Genomic DNA, 26,096 nt, shown 5'->3' with positions numbered 1-26,096 from the left:
CGAATTACGCGTCTCATCGCTCGGGTTCGGTTTTCCCCGGGGAATGAAAACGGCCGGACAATGGCGTGTCCTCCGGTGATGGGGATCGACCGTACGGGACGGTATCGACATTGACAATGTCCACGGTCGGACGGATGCCGACCGGTCGTGGATCCGGTCGAAAGCCCAGGCGTCCCAGCAGCGGTCCGGTCATGAGCGTGGTCACCAGGGCCATGATCACCATGGCGGTAAACATGCGCGTGTCGAGCACGCCCAGCCCGAGACCCACGTTCAGGATGACCAGTTCGGTGAGTCCGCGGGCGTTCAGCAGCACGCCGAACGTGAGCGCCTCGTGCCCCGACGCGCCGGACAGCCGGGCGGCGACGGCCGCTCCCACGAACTTGCCCGCACACGCCACCAGGACGACGGCGACGACCATCACGAGGCCGCGCCGGCCGAGGCTGCCGAGATCCACCGACAGACCGGTGACGGCGAAGAAGACCGGCAGCAGGAACAGGCCGGTCTGGTCGATGCGTTGGGCGACCTCGGGGGCCCGCTCCTCGACCTCGCGGCGCGGTACCACCACACCGAAGGCGAAGGCGCCGAAGACGGCGTGCAGCCCGATCACGTTGCCGGCCCAGGCGGACAGCAGTACGCCGGTGACCAGCACGGCGTGCAGGAGCACGCCGCCGGCCGAACCGCGCCCGGAGGCCGTCAGCCGGCGCAGTCCGGGGCGCACGATGTAGCCGAGGACCAGCAGGAACAGCGCCGTCTCCAGCGCCATTCGGATCAGCGGCCAGGACCCGCCGGCGGTCGCGACCATGACGATCACGGCCAGTACGCACCACGCGAGGAAGTCCTGGATGGCGGCGCAGGCGAGCGACATCGCGCCGATGCGGCTGTGCTGCATACCCCGTTCCTCGATGATCCTGGCGAGCACGGGGAAGGCGGTGATGGACATCGCCGCGCCGAGGAACAGGGCCGGTGCGAGCATGCCGTCGGTGTCGAGCCGGGACGTGTCGTACCAGGGGTAGAGCAACACCGCCAGCCCGGCTCCCAGCAGGAACGGCAGCGTCACGGAGGCGAGCGACACCGCGGTGACCCGGCGACCGGTCCCGCGCAGGTGCGCTGCATCCAGCCGATGGCCGATGCCGAACATGAAGAGCACCAGGCCCAGTTGCGACAGCGCCTGGAGGAGCGGCCGGGTGTCCGCCGGGAACAGCGTGTCGGTGGGATCGCCCGGGAGCAGGCCCAACACGCTCGGCCCCAGAGCGAGCCCCGCGACGATCTCCCCGACCACCGCCGGTTGTCCCACCCGGCCGGCCAGGCGGCCGAAGACGAAGGCCGCCGCGAGGATCAGGGCGAGCCCCGCGAACATGCTCCCGGTGATCGCGTCCGCGGAACGGGCGGCGAGGAAATGGGTTTCGGACAAGGTCGGCTCTCCCCCGGTTCTGAATCCACTGGACGACGGGAACGACGATTCGCCTCCGACACGGGTTGACTGCGGCCGGGAATACCCGGGGTGGCGAATCCCGAGGCTCGCACCTCGTACCTCATACCTCGTATCGCGCACTTCTCGACCGGCCATGCGGGAGAAACGCCGTCGATATCGGGTCGTCGAGCGCCACCGCATCAACGTAGAGCGGTCGGCGGGCCCTTTCAAGGACCCGGAATTCACCGCGTGACGCGATTTCATCGTCCTGCCGACAGGACAACGCCGCACTCGCCCGACTCGGGCCCTGCGGTAATGGGCCGCGGTGGAGCGGTTGACCGTCGACTCGGATCGTTGTACAACTATAACGGTTGTAGATCAGTAACGATTGATGGGGTGGTACATGTCGTCGCCCACCGGGATCGGCCGCCGCGAGAAGCTCCTCGTCCTGTCGACCTGTTGCCTGAGCCTGTTCATCGTCGGGCTCGACAACACGATCCTCAACGTGGCGCTGCCGTCGATCCGGGGCGATCTGCACGCCTCGGTGTCGCAGCTCCAATGGACCATCGACGCCTACACGTTGGTGCTGGCCGCGCTGCTGATGGTGGCCGGCTCGACGGCCGATCGCATCGGCCGGCGTCGGGTGTTCCAGACCGGACTGGTGGTGTTCGCCGTGGGCTCGGCGTTGTGCGCCGTGGCGCCGGGGCTCGGGTGGTTGATCGCGTTTCGCGTGGTGCAGGCGGTCGGCGGGTCGATGCTCAACCCGGTCGCGATGTCGATCATCACCAACACCTTCACCGAACCCCGCGAACGGGCCCGCGCGATCGGCGCGTGGAGCGCGGTGATCGGCGTCGCCATGGCGCTCGGGCCGATCGTGGGCGGTGCGCTGGTCGACTCGGCCGGCTGGCGGTCGGTGTTCTGGATGAACCTGCCGGTCGCGCTCGTCGCCATCGTGCTCACCGCGCTGTACGTGCCCGAATCCAAGGCCGCGCGTCCCCGGCGGGCGGATCCGGTCGGCCAGATACTGGTGTTGGTGTTCCTGCTGTCGCTCACCTACACGATCATCGAGGGCCGCGCCCAGGGGTGGACCTCGCCGCTCATCCTCGGCCTGTTCGCCCTCGCCGCCGGCTGCCTGGCGGGTCTGGTGTACCGGTCGCCGCGGCGCGTTGAACCGCTGATCGATCTGCGGTTCTTCCGCAGCGTGCCGTTCGCGGGGGCGACCGTGACGGCCGTGTGCACGTTCGCCGCGATGTCCGGATTTCTGTTCCTGAACACGCTCTACCTCCAGGACGCGCGCGGCTGGTCGCCGACCGAGGCAGGTCTGCGTACGCTGCCGATGGCGGTGATGACGGTCGTGTTCGCGCCGATCTCCGGGCGGTTGGTGGCGCGGGTCGGCCCGCGCATACCGCTGGTCGGGGCCGGTGTCGCCATGGCGACGGGCGCGGCGTTGCTGGTCGGGCTGGCCGAGGACACCTCGACCCTGCGCATGGTCGCCGCGTACGGCGTCTTCGGCGTCGGCTTCGGGCTGGTCAACGCGCCGATCACCAATACCGCCGTGTCCGGAATGCCGCGTGCCCAGGCGGGTGTCGCCTCCGCGATCGCCTCGACCAGCCGCCAGTTCGGCCAGTGCCTCGGGGTCGCGGTGGTCGGCACCACGATCGCCTCGGTGCCGGGCACACCCGGCGGCGCCGACCTGGCCGCCGCGACGCACACCGGGTGGTGGATCGTGCTGGGCTGCGCGGGCGCCGTCGCCGTCCTCGGTATGCTCACCACGGGCCGCCGGGCCCTGCGCACGGCCGAGCGTACGGGCGCGGAACTCATGCCCGCGGCGCCGCCCGCCGGTACGCAGGAGACGACGGACGTGAGGCAATGACCCCATCCCCCGCGCACGACGCGACGAGCGACGCCCCTTCGGATGCCGCCGGGCGAATCTGGCGGGGGATGCGCGTGCTCGTCGTGGAGCGGCACGATCGCCGCCGCGCGGTGACCGAGGCGACCGGGCTGAGCTTCGTCCGGGTCAAGGCACTGCGGCGGATCGCCGCCGGTCCGATGTCGATGCGCGAACTGGCCGGCCGGCTCGCCACCGACAAGCCGTACACGACGCTGGTCGTCGACGACCTCGAACGGCGCGGCCTGATCGAACGCACCGTCCATCCCACCGACCGCAGGCAACGCATGCTGGCGGCGACCCCGGAGGGGCGGCGCCTCGCCCGAATCGCGCGCGACATCCTGGACGAGCCCCCGGCGTCGTTGCGCGACCTGCCGGCGGCGGACCTGGCGGTGCTGGACCGGGTGATCGCGGCGCTGGTCGACGCGGACGAGCCGGCGCGGTAGGGGCGCGCCCGCGTCGCGTCGGCCGACTCCCACGCGCTGGGCCCAAGTCGTATGCACGCGGCCGGAATCCCTCGGTTTTCGGCGTGCGGGCGCCGGTATGGCGGGGCGAACGGTGGGTAGGAACCCGGGCATTGTCGGGACCGATCGGGGAGAGCGCATGACGGCATTGCCGCGCCGAATACGGCGTCCGCTTCCGCGGAGCGGCGGCATCCTCGACGGTCGATACCGCCTGGGGCAACTGCTGGGCGCGGGCGGCACCGCCGATGTCTTCCGGGCCGTCGATCTGCGGCTGCGGCGCGAGGTCGCGGTCAAGATCTTCCGACCCGGCGTGCCCGCGGTGACGGCGGAACGGTTCTGCCAGGAGGCGGTGTTGCTGGGCCGGTTGACCCATCCGGCCCTGGTCACGGTGCACGACGTGGGTTGGCACGAGAGTTGCACCTATGTGGTGATGCGCCTGATCCGGGGTGTCACCCTGCGGCAGCACATCGTGGACGGCCCCCTCACCGCCGACCGGGTGGCGAGGATCGGCGCACGACTGGCCTCGGCGTTGGCGCACGTACACGCGGCCGGCATCGTGCATCGGGACGTGAAGCCGTCCAACGTGCTGATCGGCCCCGGCGATACGCCGTACCTGGCGGACTTCGGCATCTCGCGTCTCGTCGACGAGCCCACCCGCTCCTCACCCGGCACGATCGTCGGCACCGTCTCCTACCTCGCGCCCGAGCAGATCCTCGGGCACGGCTCGGGGCCCGCGTGCGACGTCCATGCCCTCGGCCTGGTCCTGTTGGAGGCGCTGAAGGGCGAACGCGAATATCCGGGATCCTCGCTCGACGCCGCTCTGGACCGCTCGCGGCGAGCGCCGTACATCCCGTCCCACGTGCCGGGCGAACTGGCCGCCGCGATCGAGGCCATGACACGTGTCGACCCGGCCACCAGGCCCGACGCCGCCGAGTGCGCCCGCCTGCTCGACGCGGCCGCGGCATCGTGCGCGCCCGCGTCGGGCCCGCCGGTCGTCGCGGCCCCCGCCACTTCGGATACTCAGGTGCTGCGCCGGAGACGGCGCCGCCTGCCGACCGCGGGCCTGGTCGCCGGCATCATCCTGGGCGCGTCCGGCGCGACCCTGGCGGTCCTCCACCACCAGGCCGGCCCGGACGCGGACAACAGCCGCCCCGCACCGACCACCGCCCCCCTCCCACCCCTCACACAGCCCACGCCCCCACCGGTCGTGCCGCCGCCCACCACGGCCGCCCCGCCGCCCACCACGGCCACCCTGCCGCCCTCGACACCCCCCACACGCGCAACCACTCCCCCTCCACCACCGGCCACGACAGTCACCGTCGCCGTCACCGTCCCCGCCCAAGCCCCCTCGTCCGCCGCCGACGCCCCACCCCCGGACAGGGAACCGAGAGGCGACTCCAAGCCCAAGGGAGAAAAGCGCACCAAGCCCGCCGAACCCCCCGGCAAACCCGACCGGTAAATCCACCCGACGACCGCCGGCGCAAGTACCGCCGGCCGTTCGTGATCTCATCGATGGGAGAACCGCGTGCGGGCAATCGTGGGCGTGACCGTATCCGTGGACCCGAAGCCGGTCTGCGTGCGCGGAACCGACCGAGTCGACATCCCGGCCCGCGCGATCAAGGCCGGCACCACGTTCACCAGCGGCGACCGGGGCGATTCCACCCTGCGCTTCATCGACAACGCGTGGTACGTCGTGGACTGACCCCCGGGTTCGGCTGGAGGGCGAGGGGCCGAGCCGGTGGGGTGTCCCGATTGCGCGGACGCGCCGGATGTCGGTTGGTTCGGGTGGGGGAAGATCAAGCGGTGGATTCCTCGTGGGCGGAGGTCGTCTCCGTCGTGCTGCTTCTGGGCGTGCTCGCGTGCGCCGTCGTTCGCCCGTTCGGCATAACCGAGGCGGTTGTCGCCGTGCCGGCCGCCGGGCTGGTGGTCGCCGTCGGGGCGATCTCGCCCGCGCATGCCGGTGACGAGGCGGCGCGGCTCGGGCCGGTGATCGGGTTCCTCGCCGCCGTGCTGGTCCTGGCCCGGCTGTGCGACGACGAGGGCCTGTTTCACGCCTGCGGGGCGTGGATGGCCCGAACCGCGGCAGGACGCCCGCGTCATCTGTTGGTGCAGGTGTTCGTCGCCGCCTCGGGGATCACCGCGGTGCTCAGTCTGGACACCACGATCGTGCTGCTCACCCCCGTGGTGTTCGCCACCGCCGCCCGGCTCGGCGCCCGCTCCGAACCCCACATCTACGCCTGCACCCACCTGGCGAACACCGCCTCGCTGCTGCTGCCGGTTTCCAACCTCACCAACCTGCTCGCGTTCGCGGCCAGCGGATTGAGCTTCGCCCGCTTCGCCGCCCTGATGGTCCTGCCCTGGCTGGTCGCCATCGCCGCCGAGTACCTGGTCTTCCGGCGCTTCTTCGCCGCCGACCTGGACGCCGGCGCGCAGGCGCCGCCCACCGCCGAACCCCGCGAGGTGCCGCTGTTCGCCCTGGTCACCGTGGCCTGCACGCTGGCCGGATTCGTACTGACCTCCGCGATCGGCGTCGACCCCGCCTGGGCGGCCCTCGCCGGCGCCGTCGTCCTGGCCGTGCGGGCCCTGGTCCGGCGGCGCACCACGGCCACCGCCATCGTGCGCGCCGCCGCGATCCCGTTCCTGGCCTTCGTCCTGGCCCTGGGCATCGTGGTCCGTGCCGTCGTGGACAACGGCCTCGCCGACGCCCTGGGCCGGCTGATCCCGGACGGCACCGGCCTCGCGGCCCTGTTCGCCATCGCGGCACTGGCCGCGCTGCTCGCGAACATCGTCAACAACCTGCCCGCCGTGCTGGTACTGCTCCCGCTGACCGCGCCGTCCGGGCCCGGCGCGGTGCTCGCGGTGCTGCTCGGCGTCAACCTCGGACCCAACCTCACCTACGCCGGCTCCCTGGCCACCCTGCTGTGGCGGCGCATCGTGCACGAACACGACAGCGAGGTCGAACTCGGCAGATTCACCCGACTCGGACTGTGGACCGTACCCACCGGCCTGCTCGTGTCGGTGCCGGCGCTGTGGCTCTCCCTCACCGTCGTCGGCGTCTGATCCGCTACGGCGTGGCGATGGGTTCCGGAGCGGCCTTCGGGTCCCGGGGCTCGCCCGACCCGGCCGCCGGGCGCGGGCCGTACACCCGGCGCAGCCCGTACGCGGTGAGCACGACGGCGAGGCTGCCCAGGCTGGTGAACAGTTGGGTGCGCTGGTCGTCGATGACCGCCATCGCCACCAGCACGGCGACGAAGCCCGCCATCACGATCCAGGTGAGGTAGGGGAACAACCACATCCGCAGCGTCAGTCGCTCCGGGGCCTCACGCTCCAACCGGCGGCGCATGCGCAGTTGCGAGGCGCCGATCATGACGTACATGAAGATGGCGATCGCGCCGGAGGAGTTGACCAGGTACGTGAACACGGTGTCCGGCGACAGGTAGGCCAACACCACCGAGACCCAGCCGACGACCGTGCCCGCCAGGATCGCCCGCACGGGGACGTTGCGCCTGCTGGTCCGGACCGACCACTTGGGCGCGTCGCCGTGCGAGGCCAGCGCGAAGAGCATGCGCGAGGAGACGTAGACCGACGAGTTGAGCACGCTGAGCACGGCGGTGAGGATCACGATGTCCATCACCGTTCCCGCGCCGGGCAGGCCGATGATGTCCCATGCGGCGACGTACGGGCTCGCCAGCACCTCGGCGCCGTCCCACGGGACGATCGTGACGACCAGGAAGATCGAGCCGACGTAGAACAGGATGATCCGCCAGATGATGCCGGTCGTCGCCTTGGCCACGGAGCGCTCGGGCTCCTTGCTCTCGGCGGCGGCGATCGTGACGATCTCGGCGCCGCCGAAGGCGAAGATGACCACCACGATCGCGGAGAAGATCGAGGTGAAGCCGTTCGGCGCGAAACCGCCGTGCGAGGTGAGGTTGCCGAAGTCGAACGAACTGCCCGGCCACGCGCCGAACACGTGCAGCCCCCCGACCACCAGGAACGCGATGATCGCGGCGACCTTGACCGAGGAGAACCAGAACTCGAACTCGCCGAAGGACTTCACCGACAGCAGGTTCGTCGCCGTCATCACCGCCATCAGCGCCATCGCCAGCACCCACAGCGGCAGATCGATCCAGGCGTGCAGGATGGCCGCGCCCGCGACCGCCTCCACGGCCACGATGATCACGTAGTAGTACCAGTACAGCCAGCCGATCGTGAATCCCGCCCAGGGCCCGATGGCACTGCGCGCGTAGTCCGAGAACGAACCCGACGACGGTCTCGCCACGACCATCTCGCCGAGCATGCGCATCGTGCACAACACCAGAGCGCCGGCGAGACAGTACGACACGATCGCGGCCGGCCCGGCGGTCTTGATCACACTGCCGCTGCCGACGAACAGACCGGCCCCGATCGCCCCGCCGATCGCGATCATGGCCATGTGCCGGTTGCGAAGCGAACGGCTGAGTCGTGGTTGTTCGGTCGAGGATGTGGGCTGCGGCTGCGACGACATGGAGACTCCTGCGGGGGCGGGGAACGAGAGAGGTGAAAGGGAACAGGCGGGCGCGCGACCGGTCAGGTCCAGTCGCCCTCGCGGCCGGCGCCGATCACCCAGGTCAGGGCCCGGAACCGGCGCAGCGCCGTACGGGCGTCGGGGGCCGCCAGGCGCACGGTGCGCGGGCCGATCACGTCGACCCCGCCCATCGTGCTCGCCCGTTCGGCGAGGTAGGGGCTGTCCACGTCGACGTCGACCACGTGCGGGGCCGGCATCGCGGGGCCCGGATCCAGCGGGCTCGCCAACGCGGCGGCGGCCTCGCGGCGGATGTCGGCCGCCGTCGCGGCGGGCGTACGGCAGATCGCCGCATGCCGGGAGATGGCCGTCTTCACCGTGACCGTACGGCAGCCCGGCGCGTAGCGCGCGGCCTCGGCGCAGGTCGCGTCGTCACCGGTGACCAGCACCACCGGCACCCCGGCCTCGGCGGCGACGAGTGCGTTGAAGCTCCCCTCGTCGACCGCGCGGCCGTCCACGCGCACGCCGAGGATGCTGTGCGAGAGGTAGGTGTGGGCGAGCACTCCGGCCTCGCCCGCGCCGGTGTGGTAGCCGACGAACGCCAGCGCGTCCACGTCGGATTCGAGGCCCTGGAGCATGCCGAGGGGTTTGTTGCGGCCGACGATGAGCACCGCGCGCGGGTCGAGTTCCTCCAGGAGCACGTTGTCCATGCCGCAGTGCGCGTCGTTGACGATCACCTCGTCGGCGCCGCCGTCCAGGAATCCGGCCACCGCCGCGTTGACGTCGCCGGTGAGCAGGCGCCGAAAACGTTCGTAGCGCGGGTTGCCGGCGCGCACGTCGGCGGGCAGCACCGTGCCGGTGGCGCCTTCCATGTCGGCGGAGATCAGGACGCGGGTCATACCGCCACCTCCTCGGGGTCGGGACAGTCGTGCTCGGACGGGTACCCCGAGCAGGTCGCGGACCCCAGGTCCACGAGGGCGTGCACATGCGCCGCCCCGCTCTCCAGGACCACTTCGCGAACGGTCTGCGCCTCGCGGACGGTGGCCAGGCGCACCTCGCCGTCCACGACCCGGTAGCCGTATACGGCCGGTCGGGGCAGCGAGTTGTAGGCGAAGTGGGACGAGAAGTAGTACGCGCCGGTGTCGTAGAGCGCGACCACGTCGCCCGGTTCGAGCAGTGGCAGTGCGCGGCCGACGGCGGTCAGGTCGCCGGCGAAGCAGCACGGGCCGGCGACGTCCTGGATCTCCTCCGGCGTGTGCTTGGGGCGGCCGTGCGCGTCGAAGGCGCCCACGCGCAGCGGCCACGCCTGGGGCATGAACACGGTCCGGGTGGCGACCTGTGCGCCGGCGTGGGTGATCGCGATCCGTCGGCCGCCGGCGCTCTTGGTGTACTCCACGAGCGAGGCGATCGTGCCGTTCTTGGCGAGCAGCGAGCGACCGAACTCGGTGACCAACTCGTAGCGGCCGTCCAGGAGTTCGGGCACCGCTGCGCGCAGTTCGGCGACATAGTCGGCGAAGGTCGGGTCGTCCTCGTCGCCGGTGAAGTCCACGGGCAGGCCGCCGCCGATGTCCAGGCCGGTGATCTGTCGGTGGCCCAGGACGGCGTTGACGTGCTCGGCGAGTTCGTAGGTGGCCCGCAGGCCGGCGGCGATCAGGGACAGCGGGCAGCCCTGGGAGCCGACGTGCGCGTGCAGTCGGTTCAGCCACGGCCGGCGGGCGAACGCCTCGACCACGGCCTCGACGGCCCCCGGGTCGCGCAGCGCGATGCCGAATTTGGACGTGGTGGTCGCGGTGCTCATCGCGCCGATCGTGCCGGCGCCGACCTGCGGGTTGACCCGGATCCCGATCGGCCCCGTCGCCGGGCGCTCGGCCACGATCGCATCGATGCGCGCCAGTTCCTGGAAGTTGTCGACGTTGACGGCGATGCCGTGCGCGAGGGCGTACCGCAGTTCCTCGACCGTTTTGGCGGGGCTGTCCAGGACGAGCCGGTCCGGGGTGAACCCGGCCGCCAGGGCCTGTTCGAGTTCGCCCGGCGAGGCGACCTCACAGCCCATGCCCGCGTCGGCGAGCAGGCGCAGCACCGGGACCAGGCCGCACGCCTTGGCGGCGAAGGTGTGCAGTACGGGGGTGTCGCCGAACGCCGCCGCCAGCGCGTGGACCGACGCCCGGATGCCGTCCACGTCGAGCAGTCCCAGCAGGGGTTGCTCCGGGCCCAGCAGCCCCTGCTCGACCACTCGGGCCAGGGCCGCCTCTCGGGCCGATCGACGCCGTCGGGCCGCTGCGGAAGTCACGTGCACCACACCTCGGAGATGTCGAGTGTTCGCGACCCGTTCGAGTCGCATGCACAGCTTGGATCCGGGCGTGGGCGGGGGTCAGCGTCACGGGCGACCAAAGGCGGAGGCATCGGTTGTCTGCCATCACAAGAAAATGATCATGAAATGCAGCCCGCCGCACCCCGGACTCACGGGCGCGCCCGGTACGCCAACCGCAGCCCGAGGTCCGCGAGCAGTCGGCCCGTCGGGTCGTCCAGGTCCACTCCGAACAACTCCTTGGCTCGGCGCAGCCGATAGCGCAGGGTGTTCGGGTGCACGCTCAGCCCGCGCGCGGCGGCGGCGGTGTCGCCGAAGGCGCCGAGGTACGCGCCGACCGACGCGGAGTACTCCGATCCGTGCAGGCGGTCGTGCTCGACCATCTCGTGCACCGGTCCGGCCATCGGCCACAACGACGCGAGCCGGTCGAGGAGGCGCACCAGGGCCACCTCGGACACCACGTCGGCGGACAGCGCCGACGCGGACGCGGGCGCCCGGGCCGACGCCGCCGCCCGCTCGCGCAGCACCCGCACCACGATCTCGGCCTCCTCGCGCGCACCGGGCAACTCGTCCGGCCGCCCGGCGGTGGGCCCCACCCCGGCGAAGACGACCGTGCCCGGAACCGACCGCGCCGTGGCGACCAGGTCCCGCGCCGGGTCCACGTGCGCGTCGCCCGCCGGCGTCAGAACGAACAACCGCCGCCCGGCCCGCGCGGTCACACCCTCCGGGCGCAGCGCCGTCGCCTGCAACGCGAGCACGTCGAGCACCCGTTGCTCGGCGTGCGTGGGCGGGTCGGCCGCGGCCTGCGTCGCGGAACGCTCGTACGCCTCGACCACGATCACGGTGTACGGCCGATCCGGGCGCACCCCCACCGTCCGGGCCGCCTGTTCCGCGCCCGCGCCGCCGCCGAGGAGCGTGTGAACCGCCTCCTCCCGCCGCCGCGCCGCCTCGCGACCGCGCGTCTCGTGGTGGACCAGGTGCGGCAGGGCCGCCCGGGCGGCGGTACGCAGCGCCGCCGTCGCGTCCGGCGCGAGCGGGCGCCCGTCGGCCGCGGCCCAGATCGACCCGAGCACTTCTCCCCCGTCGCGCACCGCGATCACCAGCCGCTCCGCGTAACGCTCGTCGGCGGGCAGCCGCACCACATCGTCGGTGCCCCACAGGGTGCGGAAGAAGCCGCTCTCGCGCAGCTCCGCCACCCGCCAGCGCGGCACCTCCTGGTTCAGGATGGTCGCCCGGCGCATCGGATCCGGCTCGTGGTCCATCCGGGAATAGGCCAGCACCCGCGACTGCGGATCCTCGATCGTGATCGCGCCGCCGACCAGGTCGGCGACCGTATTGGCCAGGCCGGACAGATCCCCGGGGCGCAGGCTGTCGACGGCGGCGAGTTCGAAGGTGCCGCTCTGCGCGCAGGCGTTGCGCAGCAGGCCGAGCACGTGGGTCCAGCCGCGTCGGGGATGCCGGGTGAGCAGGGCGGTTCCGCCGTGTTCGGCCGCCTCGACCACCGCGGGATCCACTCCGGCCGCCCCGCGCCGAAGCACCAGCGCGCTCGCCCCCGCGTCACGGGCCGCCCGCACGGCCTCCACCGCGTCGCGCCCGCGCGGGTCCACGCCCACCCCGAGCAGGATCGTCCCGGCGAGCGCCGCGCCGTCGGCGTCCTCGTCGCCCAGGTCGTACAGGATGACCCCGCGCACCGGCACGTCGGTCCCGCGCGGCGCCACCACGACGTCGATGATCCCGGGGTCGATCAGATCCAGCACCCGGGCCAACGTCGCCGCAGCGGAACGGCCGGAGGTTTCACGCTCGGTCATACACCCATGATGCCGGGCACGGTCATCGGGCTGTCGCAGTCGTGCATCAGTGCGACCAACCGGCCGCAGTAGCTGCGCTCGGCCTTCATATAGCGGCGATTTCCCGCGCCGAACGACCAGGCCACGGCATTCATCTCCGCCTCGTCGTGCGAGGGAACCCGGTCGAAGAATGTGGCCAGGCGGCCGGCGATGTGCGGGAATCGCCCGACGGGAAGCCGAAGAGCATAGATACCGACGCGCTCGATCCGTCCGGTGTCGATCCGCAGGGTCACCGAGAGCGTATACCCGCCCGGCGCCGTGAAGGCGCGCATGTCCGCGAAAGTCCGCGCGTCCGGCCCGGCGCTCCCGGACAGCGCGAGCAGTCGCTTCGTCGACTTCGCGTCGATGCCTTCCGCGGTACGGAAGTACAGGTTCGCGGTGCCCTGTTGATAGTCCACCGCCACATTCCGCACCACCGTCAGGCCCAGTTCGCAAAAACGGCTCTCGTGCCGGCGGATCGAGTCCGGGATCTCGCGCGGCCCGAGGACCTCCTCCAGGGGCCGCCTCCCGTCCAGATACACCCAGGTCTTGACCAGGCCCTGCGCCGAGTCGAAGTCGCACAGTTCCCTCGACCCCGCGTACAGCGCGCTCCAGGCGCGGATCAGACCGGTGGCCGGGCTGCGGGCGGGGATGAAGCCGGCCCGCTCGGCGATGTGCACGGTGTCGACGGGCCTGCGCTCGTAGAAGCGATAGTTCAGCGCGCCGCCGGGCCGGTCTGTGGTGCGCCACAGCACCGCCCCCCGGTGGAAGCTCTCCTCGAACACATCCAGCACCCGGCGGGTCATCGGTGCGCTGTAGTCGGCGCCCAGGAGGTCGGCGGTCGTTTCGATGTCCGCGAGGAATCGGGACGGAGAAAATTCGATGGTAGACATAATCAGGATGCGCTCCCGGTTTTTGTATAGAAATTGACGAAACCGCGGAGCGGCTATTCACTCACGATCCCACAAAGCTCCGCAAGGACATGTCGGTATGTCGCGGAACACGAATCACATTCAGAGTATCGGGTGTGAAAAGGCGCCCGAATGGGCGAGTTCCGGTCGGGCCGGACGATTATCGACGTGAAATCAGATCAGCCCGAGCCGGCGCAGATCCGCCGCATACTTGTCGATCAGCCCGGCGGACAGATGGGGAATCCCCGGCTCGCCGATCCCCGTCGCCCGCACGGCCCGCGCGAACCGTCCGGCCGGGAAACGCGAGCCGGCCACGGGTTCGGCCGGTTGCCGGAAGGTGTGCAGCAGAGGCAGTACGGAGTGCCGACGCCGCGTCTTGGGCAGCGCCCGCAGCGCGGCCTCGAAGCGGGTGAACCAGACGCCGTGGTCGTCGACGCGTTCGATGTCGTGGCCGGTCGCGACGAGCCGGTCGACGAAGGTGTCCAGCGAGATGCCGTCGTCGTGGGGGTTGACGACGTTGTACGTACGAAAGCCGTCCCCGTCACGGGCGCCGAGGGTGTCGACGGCCCGCGCGACGAAGTCGACGGGCAGACCGTCGAAGTGCGCGCGTGGCCCTTGGGCCTCGACGTCCCTCCGGTAGAAGGAGGCCGGCGCGATTTTGGTGGCGACCAGGCTCAGCATCAGCCGGGTGAACACGTCGGTCACGTTGAGCTGACCGGCGTGGTGGGGGTGGGCGAGGATGATGTCCGAGCGCAGCACGGTCACCGGCAGGCCGTACCGCTCGTGGGTTTCGCGCAGCAACACCTCACCGGCCCACTTGCCGGCCGCATAGCCGGTGGCGTACGCGTCCGAGAGGCGGCGCTCGGGGCTCGCCTCGCGGATGTCGACGCTCTCGTCGAGCCGCGCCGGTTCGACTCCGGTGGCCACGCCGACGCTGGACAGGTAGGTGAACGGCTTGATCCGCCCGGTGAGCGCCAGTTTGATCAGCTCGGCGGTGCCGGCCACGTTCGGGCCGAAGAGCTGGTCGTACGGCAGCACGTGGTTGACCAGCGCGGCCAGGTGGAACACCCGATCGACCTCCTCGGTCAGCCACCGCCACGTGTCCGCGTCGAGACCCAACCGCTCCCGGCCGATGTCCCCGGCGAGCACGTCGAGCCGCCGGGCGGCCAGGGCCCGGTAGCGGCGCGACAGTTCCCCGTCGCAACCGTCGTCGAAGGCGGCATCGAGCCGGCGGCGGGCCTCGGCGTCGTCCCGGCCGCGCACGATGCACACCAGCCGGCCGCCCGTGCCGGCCAGGCGCTCCAGCAGGTCGAGGCATACGAATCGGCCGAGGTAGCCGTTCGCGCCGGTCAGCAACACGGTCCCGGTCGCCGTCGGCCGTACCGGTGCCGCCGGCGCACAGGCGGCTTTCAGGGTGGCTGCGTCGATGAACCGGTCCGGTGTGAGGTCGACGGCCCGCACCACGTCGCCGCCGGCGCCGTGCACGGAGCCCGCCGAGGGTCGTGCCTCACCGAACTCGCGTACCGCCTCGATGTGTTCCGCGATCGCCCGCATGGAGCACGCCGGGCCGAGCAGCATGTCGACCGGGACCTCGACCCCGAAGACGTCCCGGAGCAGTTCGGCGAACGCCAGCGCGGACAGCGAGTCGATCCCCAGGTCGGTGAAACGCGCGGCCGGCCCCGGATCCGCGACCGACAGCCCCAGGAATGCGCCGGCGGCCCGGCGGACGGCCGCGAGCACCGGTTGATCGGCGCCGGCCTCGCGCAGGGCGCGCAGTTCGTCCGGCCGTCCCGTCGCCGTCTGCTCGTACAGCCGTTCCAGATGATCCCCGTAGCGCTCCTTCAACCGGGGTCGGACGTTCTTGCGCAGCTCCGACAGCAGGCCGTTCCCGATGTCGAAGGGCTCGGTCTCCACCAGGAAGTCCCGGGGAACCTCGTAGGGTTCCAACGCGGCCTGCCTGGCGACCCGTTGCAGCGACTCACCCAGTGCCCGCCGCAACTCGTCGCCCTCGGCCCGCGCCATCGCCTCCTCGGTGGGCACGATCACGGCGAGCAGATGGGCACGTTCGCCGTTGCCGTACACGTAGATTTGCCGCACGAGCGACGCGGTGGCGAAGATGCTCTCCAGCCGCGAGAGTGCGACGAACTCCCCTTGGGCCAGCTTCAGCACGTCGTTGCGGCGGCCCACGTACACCAGCCGGTCCGGGCCGATCCGCGCCATGATGTCGCCGGTTTGGTAGAACCCGTCCTCGTCGACGACCTCGTCGGTCGTCCCGGGCCGTCCGTGGTAGCCGGGGGTGACGAACTCCGACTTGATCAGCAACTCGCCGCGCGGATACGGCAGATCGTTGGTGCGGTAGCCCGACTCCGGTACGTCGACGAGCTTGTGGTCGCGCACCGCGGGCCGCTGTACGCGGGAGTCGAACAATACGACGCCGGCCTCGGTCGATCCGTAACTGTCGTGCACGGTCCGGCCCAGGTACGACTCCATGAAGCGGGCGAGTTCCGGGGACAGCGGCGCACTGCCGCACATCACCCGCAACACCCGGCCGCCGAGGCGGGACTCGCGGCCCAACTCCTGTTTCGGCCCGAGCAGTTCGTGGCCATGCTGCCGATAGAGCGTGTCGCAGATGCGCGGCACCAGCATCAGCTGCGTCGGGCGGACGAGCCGGATGTCGTCGAAGAGGGTCGAGGCGTCGCTCTTCGCGGGGAAGTACGCCGTGCCGCCGTGGCCCAGGGTGTGGAAGAGGACGGTACGGCCCGCCACATGGCTCAGCGGCAGGTACTGGACGGTGATCCAGGGTAGCCCGTCATCGGGGATGCTGCCCATCCACAGTCGCCGGAGCATACGCTCCGTGTAGATGGCGCCCTTCGGCTCCCCCGTGCTGCCGGAGGTGTAGACGAGCAGCCGCATCGTGTCCGCGTTCGTGTCCTCGTCCGCAGCGGTCGGCCGGCGCGCCGGGGCGGCGGGTGGGAGTGTGCGCCCTCGCTCGGTGACGACGGTAAGGGTGTCGATCCCGGTGAGTCCGGCCTCGGCCAGGCGCCTGCGCGCCGCCTCGAAGCGCTCGCGCTGATCGTCGACCTCAGGGTGGTGGTCGAACACCACGAGCCGGGGCCTCGACGTGCTCGCCAACACCAACTCGACAGCGTTGTCCAGGACTTCGACGCCGGCCGCGAGGACCCGGGGCCCGACCTCGTCGACGATCGACCGTAACCGGGCCACGGGAGCGCTCGACGGCAACGGCACGGACACCGCCGCCGACCGCAGGCACGCCAGGTCCAGCACCGTGTAGTCGACGCCGACGAAGCCGTACACCGCCACGAAATCCCCGGCATCGACCGCACGCTCCGCGTCCCGCGTCCACTCGGCCGCGACCGCGCCGGCCCGTTCCCACAACTGGGCGTAGGTGATCGTGTCGAACCACGGCAGCGGTTCCAGTGTGGTGCGACCCGACGTCGGATCGAGCACCGTGCGTGTCGCGCGCCGACCGAGGGCGGGACGTCGGGCGTAGGCTTCCATCAGCAGCGCGACGCTCCGTACCAGGCTGTCGGCGGAGTCCCGAAACGCGGCGCCGACCGAGGGAACGGGCACGGCGGCGCGCAACTGCGCGTCCTCCGTCACCACATCGGCGGGCTTCGGGAAGCCGCGGGCTACGGCGTCCCGGTCGCACGTCGCGGATGACGGGGACACGGCTCACCAACCTTCCGAACGAGGGGATCGATTCCACCGAAAGCCTCCCATCGACCCCCCTGTCGCAACGCCGATCCGCCCCCGAATGCACCCGACCTGGCGAACAGAACCACCCGAAACGGCTCCCGTCGCCATCGCCGCCGGACGAAAACGATCGACATCTACGATGTTTCGGTGGACGCATGCCAACAACCGAAAGGCGACGTCGGATGCTGAACCACGGCCTTGACGTGTCCGGTCTGGAACGTGACGTCGCCCTGTCCGACCTGGTGGCCGAGGGAAACGAACTCGACGTCCTGGTATCGCGCACGCCGACTGGTCCGACCCCACCCCGGCGGCGGGGTGGACGATCGCCCACCAGATCGCGCATCTCGCCGCGGCCGATACGAACGTCCTCATCGCCGTACGAACCCCGGAGGCGTTCGACGCCGTACTGAAACGGACGGAAGCCGCGGGCAGTCGACACGCCGATCTCGAAGCCGCCGCGGGAGCCGCCAAACCACGATCGGTACTGCTCGACGAGTGGCGCTCCGGTCGCGCCGAGGTGGCGGCGGCGCTCCGCGACCTACCGACGGAGCACGGATTTCCCTGGTACGGCTCACAGTTGACCGCGACGCTCATGGCGCCGCTTCGGCTCATGGAGGTGTGGGCCCACGGGCAGGACGTCTTCGATGCGGTATGCGCCGCACGCCGTCCGACGGATCGACTCCGGCAGATCGCCACCCTGGGCGTGATCGGACGCGAACTCTCTTTCCATGCCGCCGAGTTGCCGCTTACGACGGAGCCGTTCCGGGTCGAACTGGCCGGCTCGGACGGCCGAACCTGGACATGGGGACCGGCGGATGCGGAGCAGCGGGTGGAGGGCGGCGCCCTCGACTTCTGCCTCCGAGTCACCCGGCGCAGGTACCCGGCCGAGACCGACCTCACGGCAGTCGGTGGGGACGCGCAGGCGTGGCTGGACAACGCCCGCGTCTTCCTCTGAGCAGGCCCCCGACCGCCGTGAACCCCGGGGACCACCGCCCGGGGTTCACGGTCGTGGAACCGTGGATCGGCAGCTCCCGGATCAGCTGACGTACTTGATGGACACCCAACCCTTGATACCCGACGCCTGGTGCTTGACGTAGTACCACTCGCCGGCCTCGGCGTCACCGTCCCGGTACACGACGCCCTGGCAGTAGACGGTGACCTTCGCGCCCTTCTGGAGCACCCGCAGGATCGGCGTCCAGGTGCCCTTGCCCTTGCGCAGGCTGACGTTGTTGCCGGTGATCTTGGCGGTGTGGTCGCGGAGATCCCGGTAGCACCCCGGGTTGCTCACGGCGGACGCCGACGGCGCGAGCGCGACGCCCACACCCGCGAACAACGACACCGACGCCAGTACAGCCGCAGCGCTCCGACCCATTTTGCCCACTGGCAAATTCCCTTGATCGACATGAGGAACAAGACACACGGATCCTTCCCGCTACCCCACTCGCGCGGATATCCGGTTCGCGCGACACGGCCCCCTCCCATGAGCCGGCCGCCGGAGGCCCGCCGCGGCGTGATCTTGGGGTCGGTATCCTGGCCATCGCCGCAGAAGAGGGGAACCATGGAGTTGTCGGGCGCCGCCGATCCGCGGCGGGTCGGACCGTACGCCGTGCTCGGCGTGCTCGGTGCGGGCGGCATGGGCAAGGTGTTCCTGGGTCGTTCGCCCGGCGGGCGTACCGTCGCGGTCAAGGTCGTCCGTCCCGAACTCGCCGACGACCCGGTGTTCCGGGCTCGTTTCGGACAGGAGGTGGCCGCCGCCCGCCGCGTCTCCGGTGCCTTCACCGCCCCCGTCGTGGACGCCGACCCCGACGCCCCGGTCCCCTGGATGGCGACGGTATTCGTGCCCGGCGTACCCCTGTCCACCGCGGTCGCCCGGTATGGGGCGCTGCCCGCGGCGGCGCTGCGCATGCTGGTCGCCGGGTTGGCGGAAGCGCTCGGCAACGTACACGCCGCCGGCCTGATCCATCGCGACCTCAAACCCTCGAACGTCCTGGTCGCGCTCGACGGGCCGCACGTCATCGACTTCGGGATCTCCCGGGCGGTGGAGGGAACCTCCCACACCCGCAGCGGCGCGGTGGTCGGCTCGCCGGGGTACATGTCGCCCGAACAGGCCCTGGAGCGGCTGCTCACCCCGATCAGCGACGTGTTCTCGCTGGGCGCCACCGCGTATTTCGCCGCCACCGGGCTGCCGCCGTTCGGAACCGGCAACGCCGCCGCGCTGATGTTCCGCGTCGCCGGCACCGAGCCGGACCACGCGCCGCTGGCCGGACTGGACGAGCCGCTGCGCGCGCTGATCCTGCGCTGCCTGGCCAAGGACCCCGCCGAGCGGCCCGAACCGGCCGAGGTGGTCGAGGACATCGAACGCCAGGGCGTCGACGTCGCGGCCGGGAGCTGGCTGCCCGCGCCGCTGACCGCCGACATCATGGCGGTCCGCGCGTCGACCCTCACCGCTCCCCCGCCCGCGCCGATACCCCCGACTCTGCCGTCCCCGCGCACCCCGCCCGAGCCGCCGGCACCGCCCACCGCCCGCACGATCGGTCGCCGCGCCCTGCTCGTCGGCGTCGCGGGCACCGTCGCGGTGGCCGGCGGCGTCACCGCGGCCGTCGCGCTGTCGAACCGGGGCGGGGGCAACGTCGAGAACGCCGGCCGCAAGAGCGAGTCCGCCCGCCCCCGTCCGGCCGGTACCCCACCCGCCCCGGCCGCCCTCTCGACCACGCCCCTGACCGCTCCCGACGCCGTCGTCCGCAGGATGCGCGACCTCGGCGAGCCGAGCTCGGGTCTCGTCCTGAGCGGCGACGTCCTGGTCACCTTCGGCCTGCTCGACGCGAACGGCCTGGACCTGGACGCCAAGGCCCGTTGGGGGCCGACCGCGGCAAGGATCGAAGGCGTGTCGGCCAGGCATCGGCCGGGCATCGTGCGCAACGGTGTCCTCTACTTCTGCGGCGGTGCCGGCTCCGTCGCGGGCCTGCACGCCATGGACGTCTCGACCGGAAAACTCCTGTGGTCGGTGGCGGAGCCGCCCGGCGATCGGCTCCTGCGGGTCGTGGCCGGAATCATGGGCGACACCGTGATCGTCTCCGGCGACCTCCTCGGTGGCACCTCCATGCGGGGTTTCGTGTGGGCCGTGGACGTCCGAAAGCGCGCCACGCTGTGGCAGGAAACCGGCACGGACGTGGCGGCGGTGCTGCTGGTACCGCCCACGACCGAGTCGATGATCCTCGCGGGAGGCGGCGGAATCGGCCGAGACGGCGAGGTCGTCGTGCTCGACCCGGCGACCGGCAGACGCGGCTGGCGCAACCCGGTACCCGGCGGCTCCTTCGGCACCTTCGCACGGTCGCGGGCGTGCTTCGCGGGTGGTGCCTACGTGTACGCAGGATCCTCGGTCACCGCGGTCGACCCGCTCGACGGCCGGCAGCGTTGGACGTTCCGGACCGGCCGCAACGGCGGCGACACCTTCGGGGAACCGGTCGCGAGCCCGGACGGAAGGACGGTGTACGTCACCTGCGCCGTCGGCCTGGTCGCCCTCGACGCGGCCACCGGCGCGCCGAAGTGGGCCACCGCGCCGCAGGAGGGTTCGCTCCGCGAATCCGACTCGGCCGGGATCCGGATCGCGGACGGCAACGTCTACGTGGCGGACGACAGGGCGAACCTCTGGGCGGTGGACGCCGAGACGGGCAGGGGCCGATGGAAGTACGGCGACCCCACCCAGGACGCGACGAACGTCCTGCTCACGGCCGTGGGCGGCGGCCGGGTGTGGGGCGCCAACCGCACCTCGCTGGTGGTCGTCGCCGCGAGCGGGGCGTAGCCGCCGAACCGCCCACACCATCGCCACGACACGCGCGATCGGCCCGGACGACGCCCGGTCGATATTCGAACTCCCGCTTCGAATCGGGGCGTTCTCCAACGAAAGGGTGACGGCAGCAGGCCATGGAACAGCTCGACGCCTCGGATCCTCGACGGGTCGGCCCGTACGTCCTGCTCTTGCCGCTCGGCTCGGGCGGCATGGGGAAGGTCTACCTCGGCCGCTCCGCCGCCGGACGCGCCGTGGCGGTGAAGGTCATCCGCGCGGACTTCGCCGCCGACGAGCACTTCCGCAACCGCTTCCGGGCCGAAGTCGCGGCCGCGCGGCGGGTGTCCGGGGCCTTCACCGCGCCGGTCGTGGACGCGGACCCCGACGGCGATCCGCCGTGGATGGCGACGGCGTTCGTCTCGGGTCTGTCGCTGTACGACGCCGTGCGGCGGCACGGACCGCTGCCCGAGGCTTCGTTGCGGATGTTGCTGGCCGGGGTGTCCGAGGCGCTGGTCGGGATCCATGCGGCGGGGGTGATCCACCGCGATCTCAAGCCGGGCAACGTGCTGTTGGCTTTGGACGGTCCCCACGTCATCGACTTCGGCATCGCCCACGCGCTGGACGGCACGTCCTTCACCCGGGAGGGCACCATCGTGGGATCGCCGGGGTACATGTCGCCGGAGCAGTCCCTGGGGCGGTCGGTGAGTGCGGCGAGCGACGTGTTCGCGCTGGGTTCGACGATGTTGTACGCGGCATCCGGACAACGGCCGTTCGGGGATGGGCCGCCGGCCGCCGTGCTCAGGCGCGTCGTCGGCGATCCGGCCGATGTCGGCGCGCTGCCGGCCTCCATCCGGGACGTGGTGGCGGCGTGTCTGCACAAGGACCCCGTACGACGTCCGACGCCGCGGGCGCTGATCGACTTCGTCAGCCGGGACGAGGGCGGCTCGGGCGGGGGAAGTTGGCTGCCGAACCCGGTGACGCGCGAGGTGAGCCGCGCGGCCGATGTCCTGACGGGCCTGCCCGCGGCGCGGGACGCGGCGAGTGGTCACCAGGCCCCGCCCACGACGGGCATGGACGCCCCTGCGCCGGCGCGGGCGCCCGCCGGGTCCGGAACGCCCACCCGGTCCGGGGCGTCGGCGACACCCGAGACTTCGGCATCAGCCGAGTCGCCGGCGCTGCCCGGGACCGCTGCGTCGCCGGGGACGTGGCCACCGCCCGACACGTCGGCATCACCCGGGATCGCCGCACGGCCCGGGACATCGGCACCGCCCGGGGCCTCCGCACCGCCCGGGACGGGGTCGCCGCTCGGCGGGCCCCCTCGTCCCGACAGCCCGCGCCCGCCGGAGCAGGCCCGGCAACAGCTCTTGCGCAGGCGGTTGTTCCTCGGCCTCGCCGCCGGTGCGGCGGTGGCCGTCTCCGGCGGCGTGGCGGCCGTCCTGCTGCCGGGGGACGCCGATTCGGCCCGGGGCACGGCCGTGACACCGTCCGCCGGCGGACCGGAATCCTCGCCGCCGGCCACCGTCGCGCCCCCGCCGCCGGTCGCCCCGCATGCGCCGCTGCCCGCGCCGACCGGTCGCAAGGGTGTCCTCGACGGCCCCACGGCCGCGACGTCGTGGACGGCCAAGGCGAGTGGACCCGTCACCGACGTGGCCGTATACGGGGGTTCGGTCATCGCCACCAGCAAGAACGGCCGGGACGCGTTCGACGCCGGCGCGGGCCGACCGCGGTGGACGCTGCCCCTGACCGGGAGTTGGAGCGACGCCGGCAGGGTCGCCGGGGACGACCGCGTCGCCTACCTCACCGGCACCAGGGCCGCCGGCGGGCAGGACGTGCTGAGCGCCGTCCAGCCCGGCACCGGAAGGGAGTTGTGGACGCTCCCGCTCCCACATGTCGAGTGGGCCCCCACGGGCGTGGCCGGCGTCGTCGACGACATCGCCTTCGTCACCGGCCGAGGGATTACCGGTAAGACGACGACGCTGTCCTCCTTCGGGTTCGTCTGGGCCGTCGACGTCCGCACCCGAACCGGCGTGTGGGAGACCGTGGGCGCGGACGTCGACGGGTTGTTCGTCCCCCCGCGCGGCCCGAACCTGCTGTCGCACGGCGACCGCGACCGGGGCTCGGACGGGCGCCTCGTAATGCTCGACGCGACGCGCGCAGGCGCCCGAGGCTGGACCATCGACGTACCGCCCGTGTCGACGCAGGGGTACGTCCCCGTGACCCGGCCCCCGATCCCCGTCTGTTGGACCGCCGGTGGCTTCGTCTACTGCGCGGACCGGATCCGCCTGGTCGAACCGGAACGGGGAAAGCCGGTGTGGGACTTCCCGGCCGCCGGCGCCGGCGAGACCTTCACGGACTGCGCGTCGAACACCGACGGCGACACGGTTTTCGCCACCACGCAGACCACGCTCTATTGCCTCGACGCGAGGAAGGGCACGCTGCGTTGGCGCAGCTCGATACCCGGCGATTCCGCGAAGCGACCGACGTTCGGGACGCAAGGCCCCATGGTCCGCCACGACTTCGGCAACGTGTACGTCGCGGACAGCACCGGAACACTGTGGGCGGTCGAGGCGGCCACCGGAACGACCCGGTGGAAACACCCGTTCCCGGTGCAGCCTCCCGGTGACCGCGCCGGCCCGATCCTGACCGCCGCGGCAGGCATCGTGGTGATCGGTTACGGCTTCCAACTCACGGCGATCGACGCGGCCGGGTAGGCCGGAACACCGGGACCGATCGGCCACGGTCACCGCGTCGAAAGTGGCCGATCTCGCCGCCCGCGGACCGGGCTACGCGTGGGCGACCGGATCCGAGAGCCCCGCCGACGGATTCCGGCCGACGTTGTACCGCTGGAACGGCACGGCGTGGAACCGGGACACCTCCTTCCCCGGCGCCGACGAGCCGGGCTCGCTCGGCCGGGTGCAGTTCGTCGGCGACGAGGTGTGGATCTTCCACTACCGCGCGGAGGTCGCGGAGATCCTGCGCCGGTCGGCGACCGGGTGGAGTGCCGTACCGCTGCCGCAAACCCTGTGGACCTACCAGGACTTCACCGCCGTACCGGGTGCCGCGTGGGTGGTCGGCGAGGACGACACCGGCCTGAAGGTGTTGCGCTACGACGGTTCCGGCTGGACCACGCAGTCCACCCCGGACGGCGTGCTGTTCCTGATGGGGATCACCGCGCGCACCGCCGACGACGTCTGGGCCTGGGCGGACACCGCCGAGGGGACCACCATCCTGCACTGGGACGGCGGTTCCTGGCGGGACGCGAAAGTACCGCTGCCCCCGAACAGCAATGTGCATACGATCCTCCTCGAACCGTCCGGCGCGATCACGATCAGCGGCAGCAGGTACACCGACGGCGTGGCGCGCGTCTATCTGACGAACCGGAACGGCCGTGCCTGGCACACCCGTTACCCACCGCTGGAGGACACCTCCACCGAGGCCATGGTGCGCGGCCCGGACGGCGCGCTGTGGTTGCCGGTGCGCAGCGACCGGGCGTTCCAGTCCAAGTACGCGCGGATCGACGGCCCCCGCACCACGTGAGGCGCCCGGTTTCCCGCTGGTGCTGCGCTGGGACGGAGCCGCGTGGCAACGCCGCGGCCTGCCCGGGATCACCTGGCAGGGCGAGTTGTCGTCCATCGCCGCGACCTCCCCGACCGCGATCTGGGCGGTCGGCCGCGACGCGGCGGGCGGCGGCCACGTGCTCCGCTCCGACGGCTCCGTCTGGTACGAGGGCCGGGCGCCGCTCGGTGTCGCGCCGACCCGAGTCGTCGCCGGCGGCGGCCAGGTCTGGCTGATCGGCACGCGCAACGACGCGCAGGCGCTGCTGCGTTGGGACGGGCGCGCCTGGCGGGACCTACCGGTGCCGCCCGGATCCGTGTACGGACTGCACATCCTGGCGGCCGAGGACGTGTGGGCCGCGGGCGCCGGCGCCTCGGGCGCGACCGTGTCGCCTGGATCTCGGTGATCCGCTCCCAAAAATGGGCCCCACCGGGCAACTCCCCACCCCTGATCCCCGGCCCGGACTTCCTCGCCTGGACCGGCCAATCCTTCACCGAGTACCAAGAACCCGTCGTCCCGGGCGAAGGCCCCTCGACCACCCTTTACCTGACCCCGGTCCCCAACACCACAACCATCTGGTCCATAGGCCGAGCCCCCGGCCCCGAATCCGCCTTCACCCCCCGCACCCAACACTTCCCCTGACCCCTGCACGGGCGCACGGGCGCACGGGCGCGTCGCCACGGAACGAAATCACCGGAGCCAAAGGTATAGACCTATTGTCTCGACGCGTGGGGGACGGCTAGCTTGGGGGCGCCGCGGTACGAACCGTCAGTCCTCGTACGTCGTTTCCCCGGACCGGACCGTCCGGGAGAATGGGGTTGGGCTCATGCGCAAGGTTTTGACCGGTTTCGCATTCGTCCTCGCACTCGCGGCCGGCGCCGCCGCACCCGCCGCTGCCGACGGCGGGCCGCCGGACTTCACGTATATCGTCGGCTACTACGCGTCCGCCGAGGACTGCCGCGCCGGAGCCGTGGCGCAATACCCCAACCACGGCGCCTACTTCTACTGCCAACAGGTCAACGACCACGCCTGGGCCTTGTGGATGCACTAGCCCGGCGAACGCGCCGCTGACGCCGCACGCCGCGCCGGCTATCGCCGCCCGGCCGTGGTCTCGGCGACGGGGGACCCGTCCTCGGGCGCGTCGTCGTCGAACGCGCGGTTGATCACCTGGTACATCACGAAGTCCTGCCACCGTCCGGCGATCCTGAGGTATTGCGGCGCCAGGCCGTACCGCGTGAAGCCGTTGCGTTCCAGCACCCGCTGCGACCCGACGTTGTCCGTCAACGTCTCCGCCTGCACCCGGTGCAGCCGCAGTTCGTCGAAGGCGACACGCACCGTCTCGCGCACCGCGGCCGTGGCCAGGCCGCGGCCGTTGGCGTGCGCGCTCACCCAATAGCCCATGGCGCACGACTGCAGCGCCCCGCGCACGATGCCGTTCAGCGTCAGCCGGCCGACCACGTCCCCGGCCTCGTCCACGATCACGCGCAGGTGCACCCGGCCGGCCGACTCCTCGGCCAACGCCTCGCGGATCTGCGCAGCCTGCGTGTCCAGGGTGAAGAAGTCCTCGGCGCGCAGCGGCTCCCAGGGGGCCAGGAACTCGCGGTTCCCGACCACCAACTCGGTCAGCGCCGGTACGTCGTCCATGGTCAGCCGTCGGGTCACAAGCACGAGCCGAGCATGCCACGATCCCTGCCATCGGCCGCGACCGGGGCATCGGACGCGGCGACG

General features: G+C 71.7%; 20 protein-coding genes and 1 pseudogene. 12 read left to right on the top strand and 9 right to left on the bottom strand.

All coding sequences use genetic code 11. The features are described from left to right. Positions 1 to 13: 13 nt before the first annotated feature. On the bottom strand, positions 14 to 1,411 hold the full coding sequence (locus ACH4XV_RS29080) for a cation:proton antiporter (RefSeq protein WP_395794828.1): 1,398 nt from the start codon (positions 1,409 to 1,411) through the stop codon (positions 14 to 16). A 403-nt stretch (positions 1,412 to 1,814) separates the two neighbouring features. On the opposite strand from ACH4XV_RS29080, the gene ACH4XV_RS29075 reads away from it, so the two are divergent. The 5 genes from ACH4XV_RS29075 (at position 1,815) to ACH4XV_RS29055 (ending at position 6,823) form a co-directional block, all read left to right on the top strand. Continuing rightward, entirely contained in the window at positions 1,815 to 3,284 is a 1,470-nt protein-coding gene (locus ACH4XV_RS29075) for an MFS transporter (protein WP_395794826.1), read from the top strand. Then, positions 3,281 to 3,745 carry a MarR family winged helix-turn-helix transcriptional regulator gene (locus ACH4XV_RS29070; RefSeq protein WP_395794824.1) on the top strand — a complete coding sequence of 155 codons (465 nt, stop codon included), beginning with the start codon at positions 3,281 to 3,283 and terminating at the stop codon, positions 3,743 to 3,745. The genes ACH4XV_RS29075 and ACH4XV_RS29070 overlap by 4 nt, the downstream gene beginning before the upstream one ends. A 157-nt stretch (positions 3,746 to 3,902) precedes the next feature. Then, a complete protein-coding gene (locus ACH4XV_RS29065; protein WP_395794822.1) occupies positions 3,903 to 5,222 on the top strand; it encodes a serine/threonine-protein kinase in 1,320 nt (439 codons plus the stop codon). An 84-nt stretch (positions 5,223 to 5,306) separates the two neighbouring features. After that, a complete protein-coding gene (locus tag ACH4XV_RS29060; RefSeq protein ID WP_395794820.1) occupies positions 5,307 to 5,465 on the top strand; it encodes a hypothetical protein in 159 nt (52 codons plus the stop codon). A gap of 101 nt (positions 5,466 to 5,566) precedes the next feature. Continuing rightward, on the top strand, positions 5,567 to 6,823 hold the full coding sequence (locus tag ACH4XV_RS29055) for an SLC13 family permease (RefSeq protein ID WP_395794818.1): 1,257 nt from the start codon (positions 5,567 to 5,569) through the stop codon (positions 6,821 to 6,823). Positions 6,824 to 6,827: 4 nt separating this feature from the next. Here ACH4XV_RS29055 and ACH4XV_RS29050 read toward each other — a convergent pair whose 3' ends face one another. From ACH4XV_RS29050 to car, 6 genes are all read right to left on the bottom strand, one after another. Beyond that, on the bottom strand, positions 6,828 to 8,267 hold the full coding sequence (locus ACH4XV_RS29050; protein WP_395794816.1) for an amino acid permease: 1,440 nt from the start codon (positions 8,265 to 8,267) through the stop codon (positions 6,828 to 6,830). Positions 8,268 to 8,329: 62 nt separating this feature from the next. Beyond that, positions 8,330 to 9,163 carry a M55 family metallopeptidase gene (locus ACH4XV_RS29045; RefSeq protein ID WP_395794814.1) on the bottom strand — a complete coding sequence of 278 codons (834 nt, stop codon included), beginning with the start codon at positions 9,161 to 9,163 and terminating at the stop codon, positions 8,330 to 8,332. Beyond that, positions 9,160 to 10,605 carry a diaminopimelate decarboxylase gene (locus ACH4XV_RS29040; RefSeq protein ID WP_395794812.1) on the bottom strand — a complete coding sequence of 482 codons (1,446 nt, stop codon included), beginning with the start codon at positions 10,603 to 10,605 and terminating at the stop codon, positions 9,160 to 9,162. The genes ACH4XV_RS29045 and ACH4XV_RS29040 overlap by 4 nt, the downstream gene beginning before the upstream one ends. Before the next feature lie 119 nt (positions 10,606 to 10,724). After that, complete coding sequence (locus ACH4XV_RS29035) at positions 10,725 to 12,380, bottom strand: PucR family transcriptional regulator (protein ID WP_395794810.1); 1,656 nt, start codon at positions 12,378 to 12,380, stop codon at positions 10,725 to 10,727. After that, positions 12,377 to 13,291, bottom strand: coding sequence for an aromatic prenyltransferase (locus ACH4XV_RS29030; protein ID WP_395794808.1), 915 nt, complete (start codon positions 13,289 to 13,291; stop codon positions 12,377 to 12,379). The genes ACH4XV_RS29035 and ACH4XV_RS29030 overlap by 4 nt, the downstream gene beginning before the upstream one ends. Before the next feature lie 192 nt (positions 13,292 to 13,483). Further along, positions 13,484 to 16,999 (bottom strand): carboxylic acid reductase, encoded by a 3,516-nt coding sequence (gene car, locus ACH4XV_RS29025; RefSeq protein ID WP_395794806.1) that lies wholly within the window; start codon positions 16,997 to 16,999, stop codon positions 13,484 to 13,486. 301 nt (positions 17,000 to 17,300) lie between these two features. Here car and ACH4XV_RS29020 point away from each other — a divergent pair, with 301 nt between their 5' ends. Beyond that, a complete protein-coding gene (locus ACH4XV_RS29020) occupies positions 17,301 to 17,981 on the top strand; it encodes a maleylpyruvate isomerase family mycothiol-dependent enzyme (protein ID WP_395795071.1) in 681 nt (226 codons plus the stop codon). 81 nt (positions 17,982 to 18,062) lie between these two features. Here ACH4XV_RS29020 and ACH4XV_RS29015 read toward each other — a convergent pair whose 3' ends face one another. Beyond that, positions 18,063 to 18,365, bottom strand: a complete 303-nt coding sequence (locus ACH4XV_RS29015; protein WP_395794804.1) for an SH3 domain-containing protein — start codon at positions 18,363 to 18,365, stop codon at positions 18,063 to 18,065. 219 nt (positions 18,366 to 18,584) lie between these two features. On the opposite strand from ACH4XV_RS29015, the gene ACH4XV_RS29010 reads away from it, so the two are divergent. The 6 genes and pseudogenes from ACH4XV_RS29010 to ACH4XV_RS28985 all read left to right on the top strand — a co-directional run bounded on the left by ACH4XV_RS29010 (position 18,585) and on the right by ACH4XV_RS28985 (position 25,419). Beyond that, on the top strand, positions 18,585 to 20,828 hold the full coding sequence (locus ACH4XV_RS29010) for a PQQ-binding-like beta-propeller repeat protein (RefSeq protein WP_395794802.1): 2,244 nt from the start codon (positions 18,585 to 18,587) through the stop codon (positions 20,826 to 20,828). 122 nt (positions 20,829 to 20,950) lie between these two features. Continuing rightward, entirely contained in the window at positions 20,951 to 23,524 is a 2,574-nt protein-coding gene (locus tag ACH4XV_RS29005; RefSeq protein ID WP_395794800.1) for a protein kinase, read from the top strand. 43 nt (positions 23,525 to 23,567) lie between these two features. Further along, positions 23,568 to 24,347 (top strand): annotated as a pseudogene (locus ACH4XV_RS29000) (hypothetical protein); the annotation flags it as partial. A gap of 22 nt (positions 24,348 to 24,369) precedes the next feature. Continuing rightward, complete coding sequence (locus ACH4XV_RS28995; RefSeq protein WP_395794798.1) at positions 24,370 to 24,774, top strand: hypothetical protein; 405 nt, start codon at positions 24,370 to 24,372, stop codon at positions 24,772 to 24,774. Then, positions 24,771 to 25,010: a hypothetical protein gene (locus ACH4XV_RS28990; protein ID WP_395794796.1), complete on the top strand. Its 240-nt coding sequence runs from the start codon at positions 24,771 to 24,773 to the stop codon at positions 25,008 to 25,010. The genes ACH4XV_RS28995 and ACH4XV_RS28990 overlap by 4 nt, the downstream gene beginning before the upstream one ends. A gap of 184 nt (positions 25,011 to 25,194) precedes the next feature. After that, complete coding sequence (locus tag ACH4XV_RS28985) at positions 25,195 to 25,419, top strand: hypothetical protein (protein WP_395794794.1); 225 nt, start codon at positions 25,195 to 25,197, stop codon at positions 25,417 to 25,419. 38 nt (positions 25,420 to 25,457) lie between these two features. On the opposite strand, the gene ACH4XV_RS28980 is transcribed toward ACH4XV_RS28985, so the two are convergent. After that, the gene (locus ACH4XV_RS28980) at positions 25,458 to 26,036 is read right to left on the bottom strand and encodes a GNAT family N-acetyltransferase (protein ID WP_395794792.1); all 579 of its coding nucleotides are present in this window, start codon (positions 26,034 to 26,036) and stop codon (positions 25,458 to 25,460) included. Positions 26,037 to 26,096 lie beyond the last annotated feature (60 nt).

This window comes from Embleya sp. NPDC020630 (assembly GCF_044334985.1).
Lineage (GTDB): Bacteria > Actinomycetota > Actinomycetes > Streptomycetales > Streptomycetaceae > Embleya.
The sequence above is the reverse complement of the archived record's forward strand: the minus strand, read 5'-3'. Positions and strand labels throughout refer to the sequence as shown.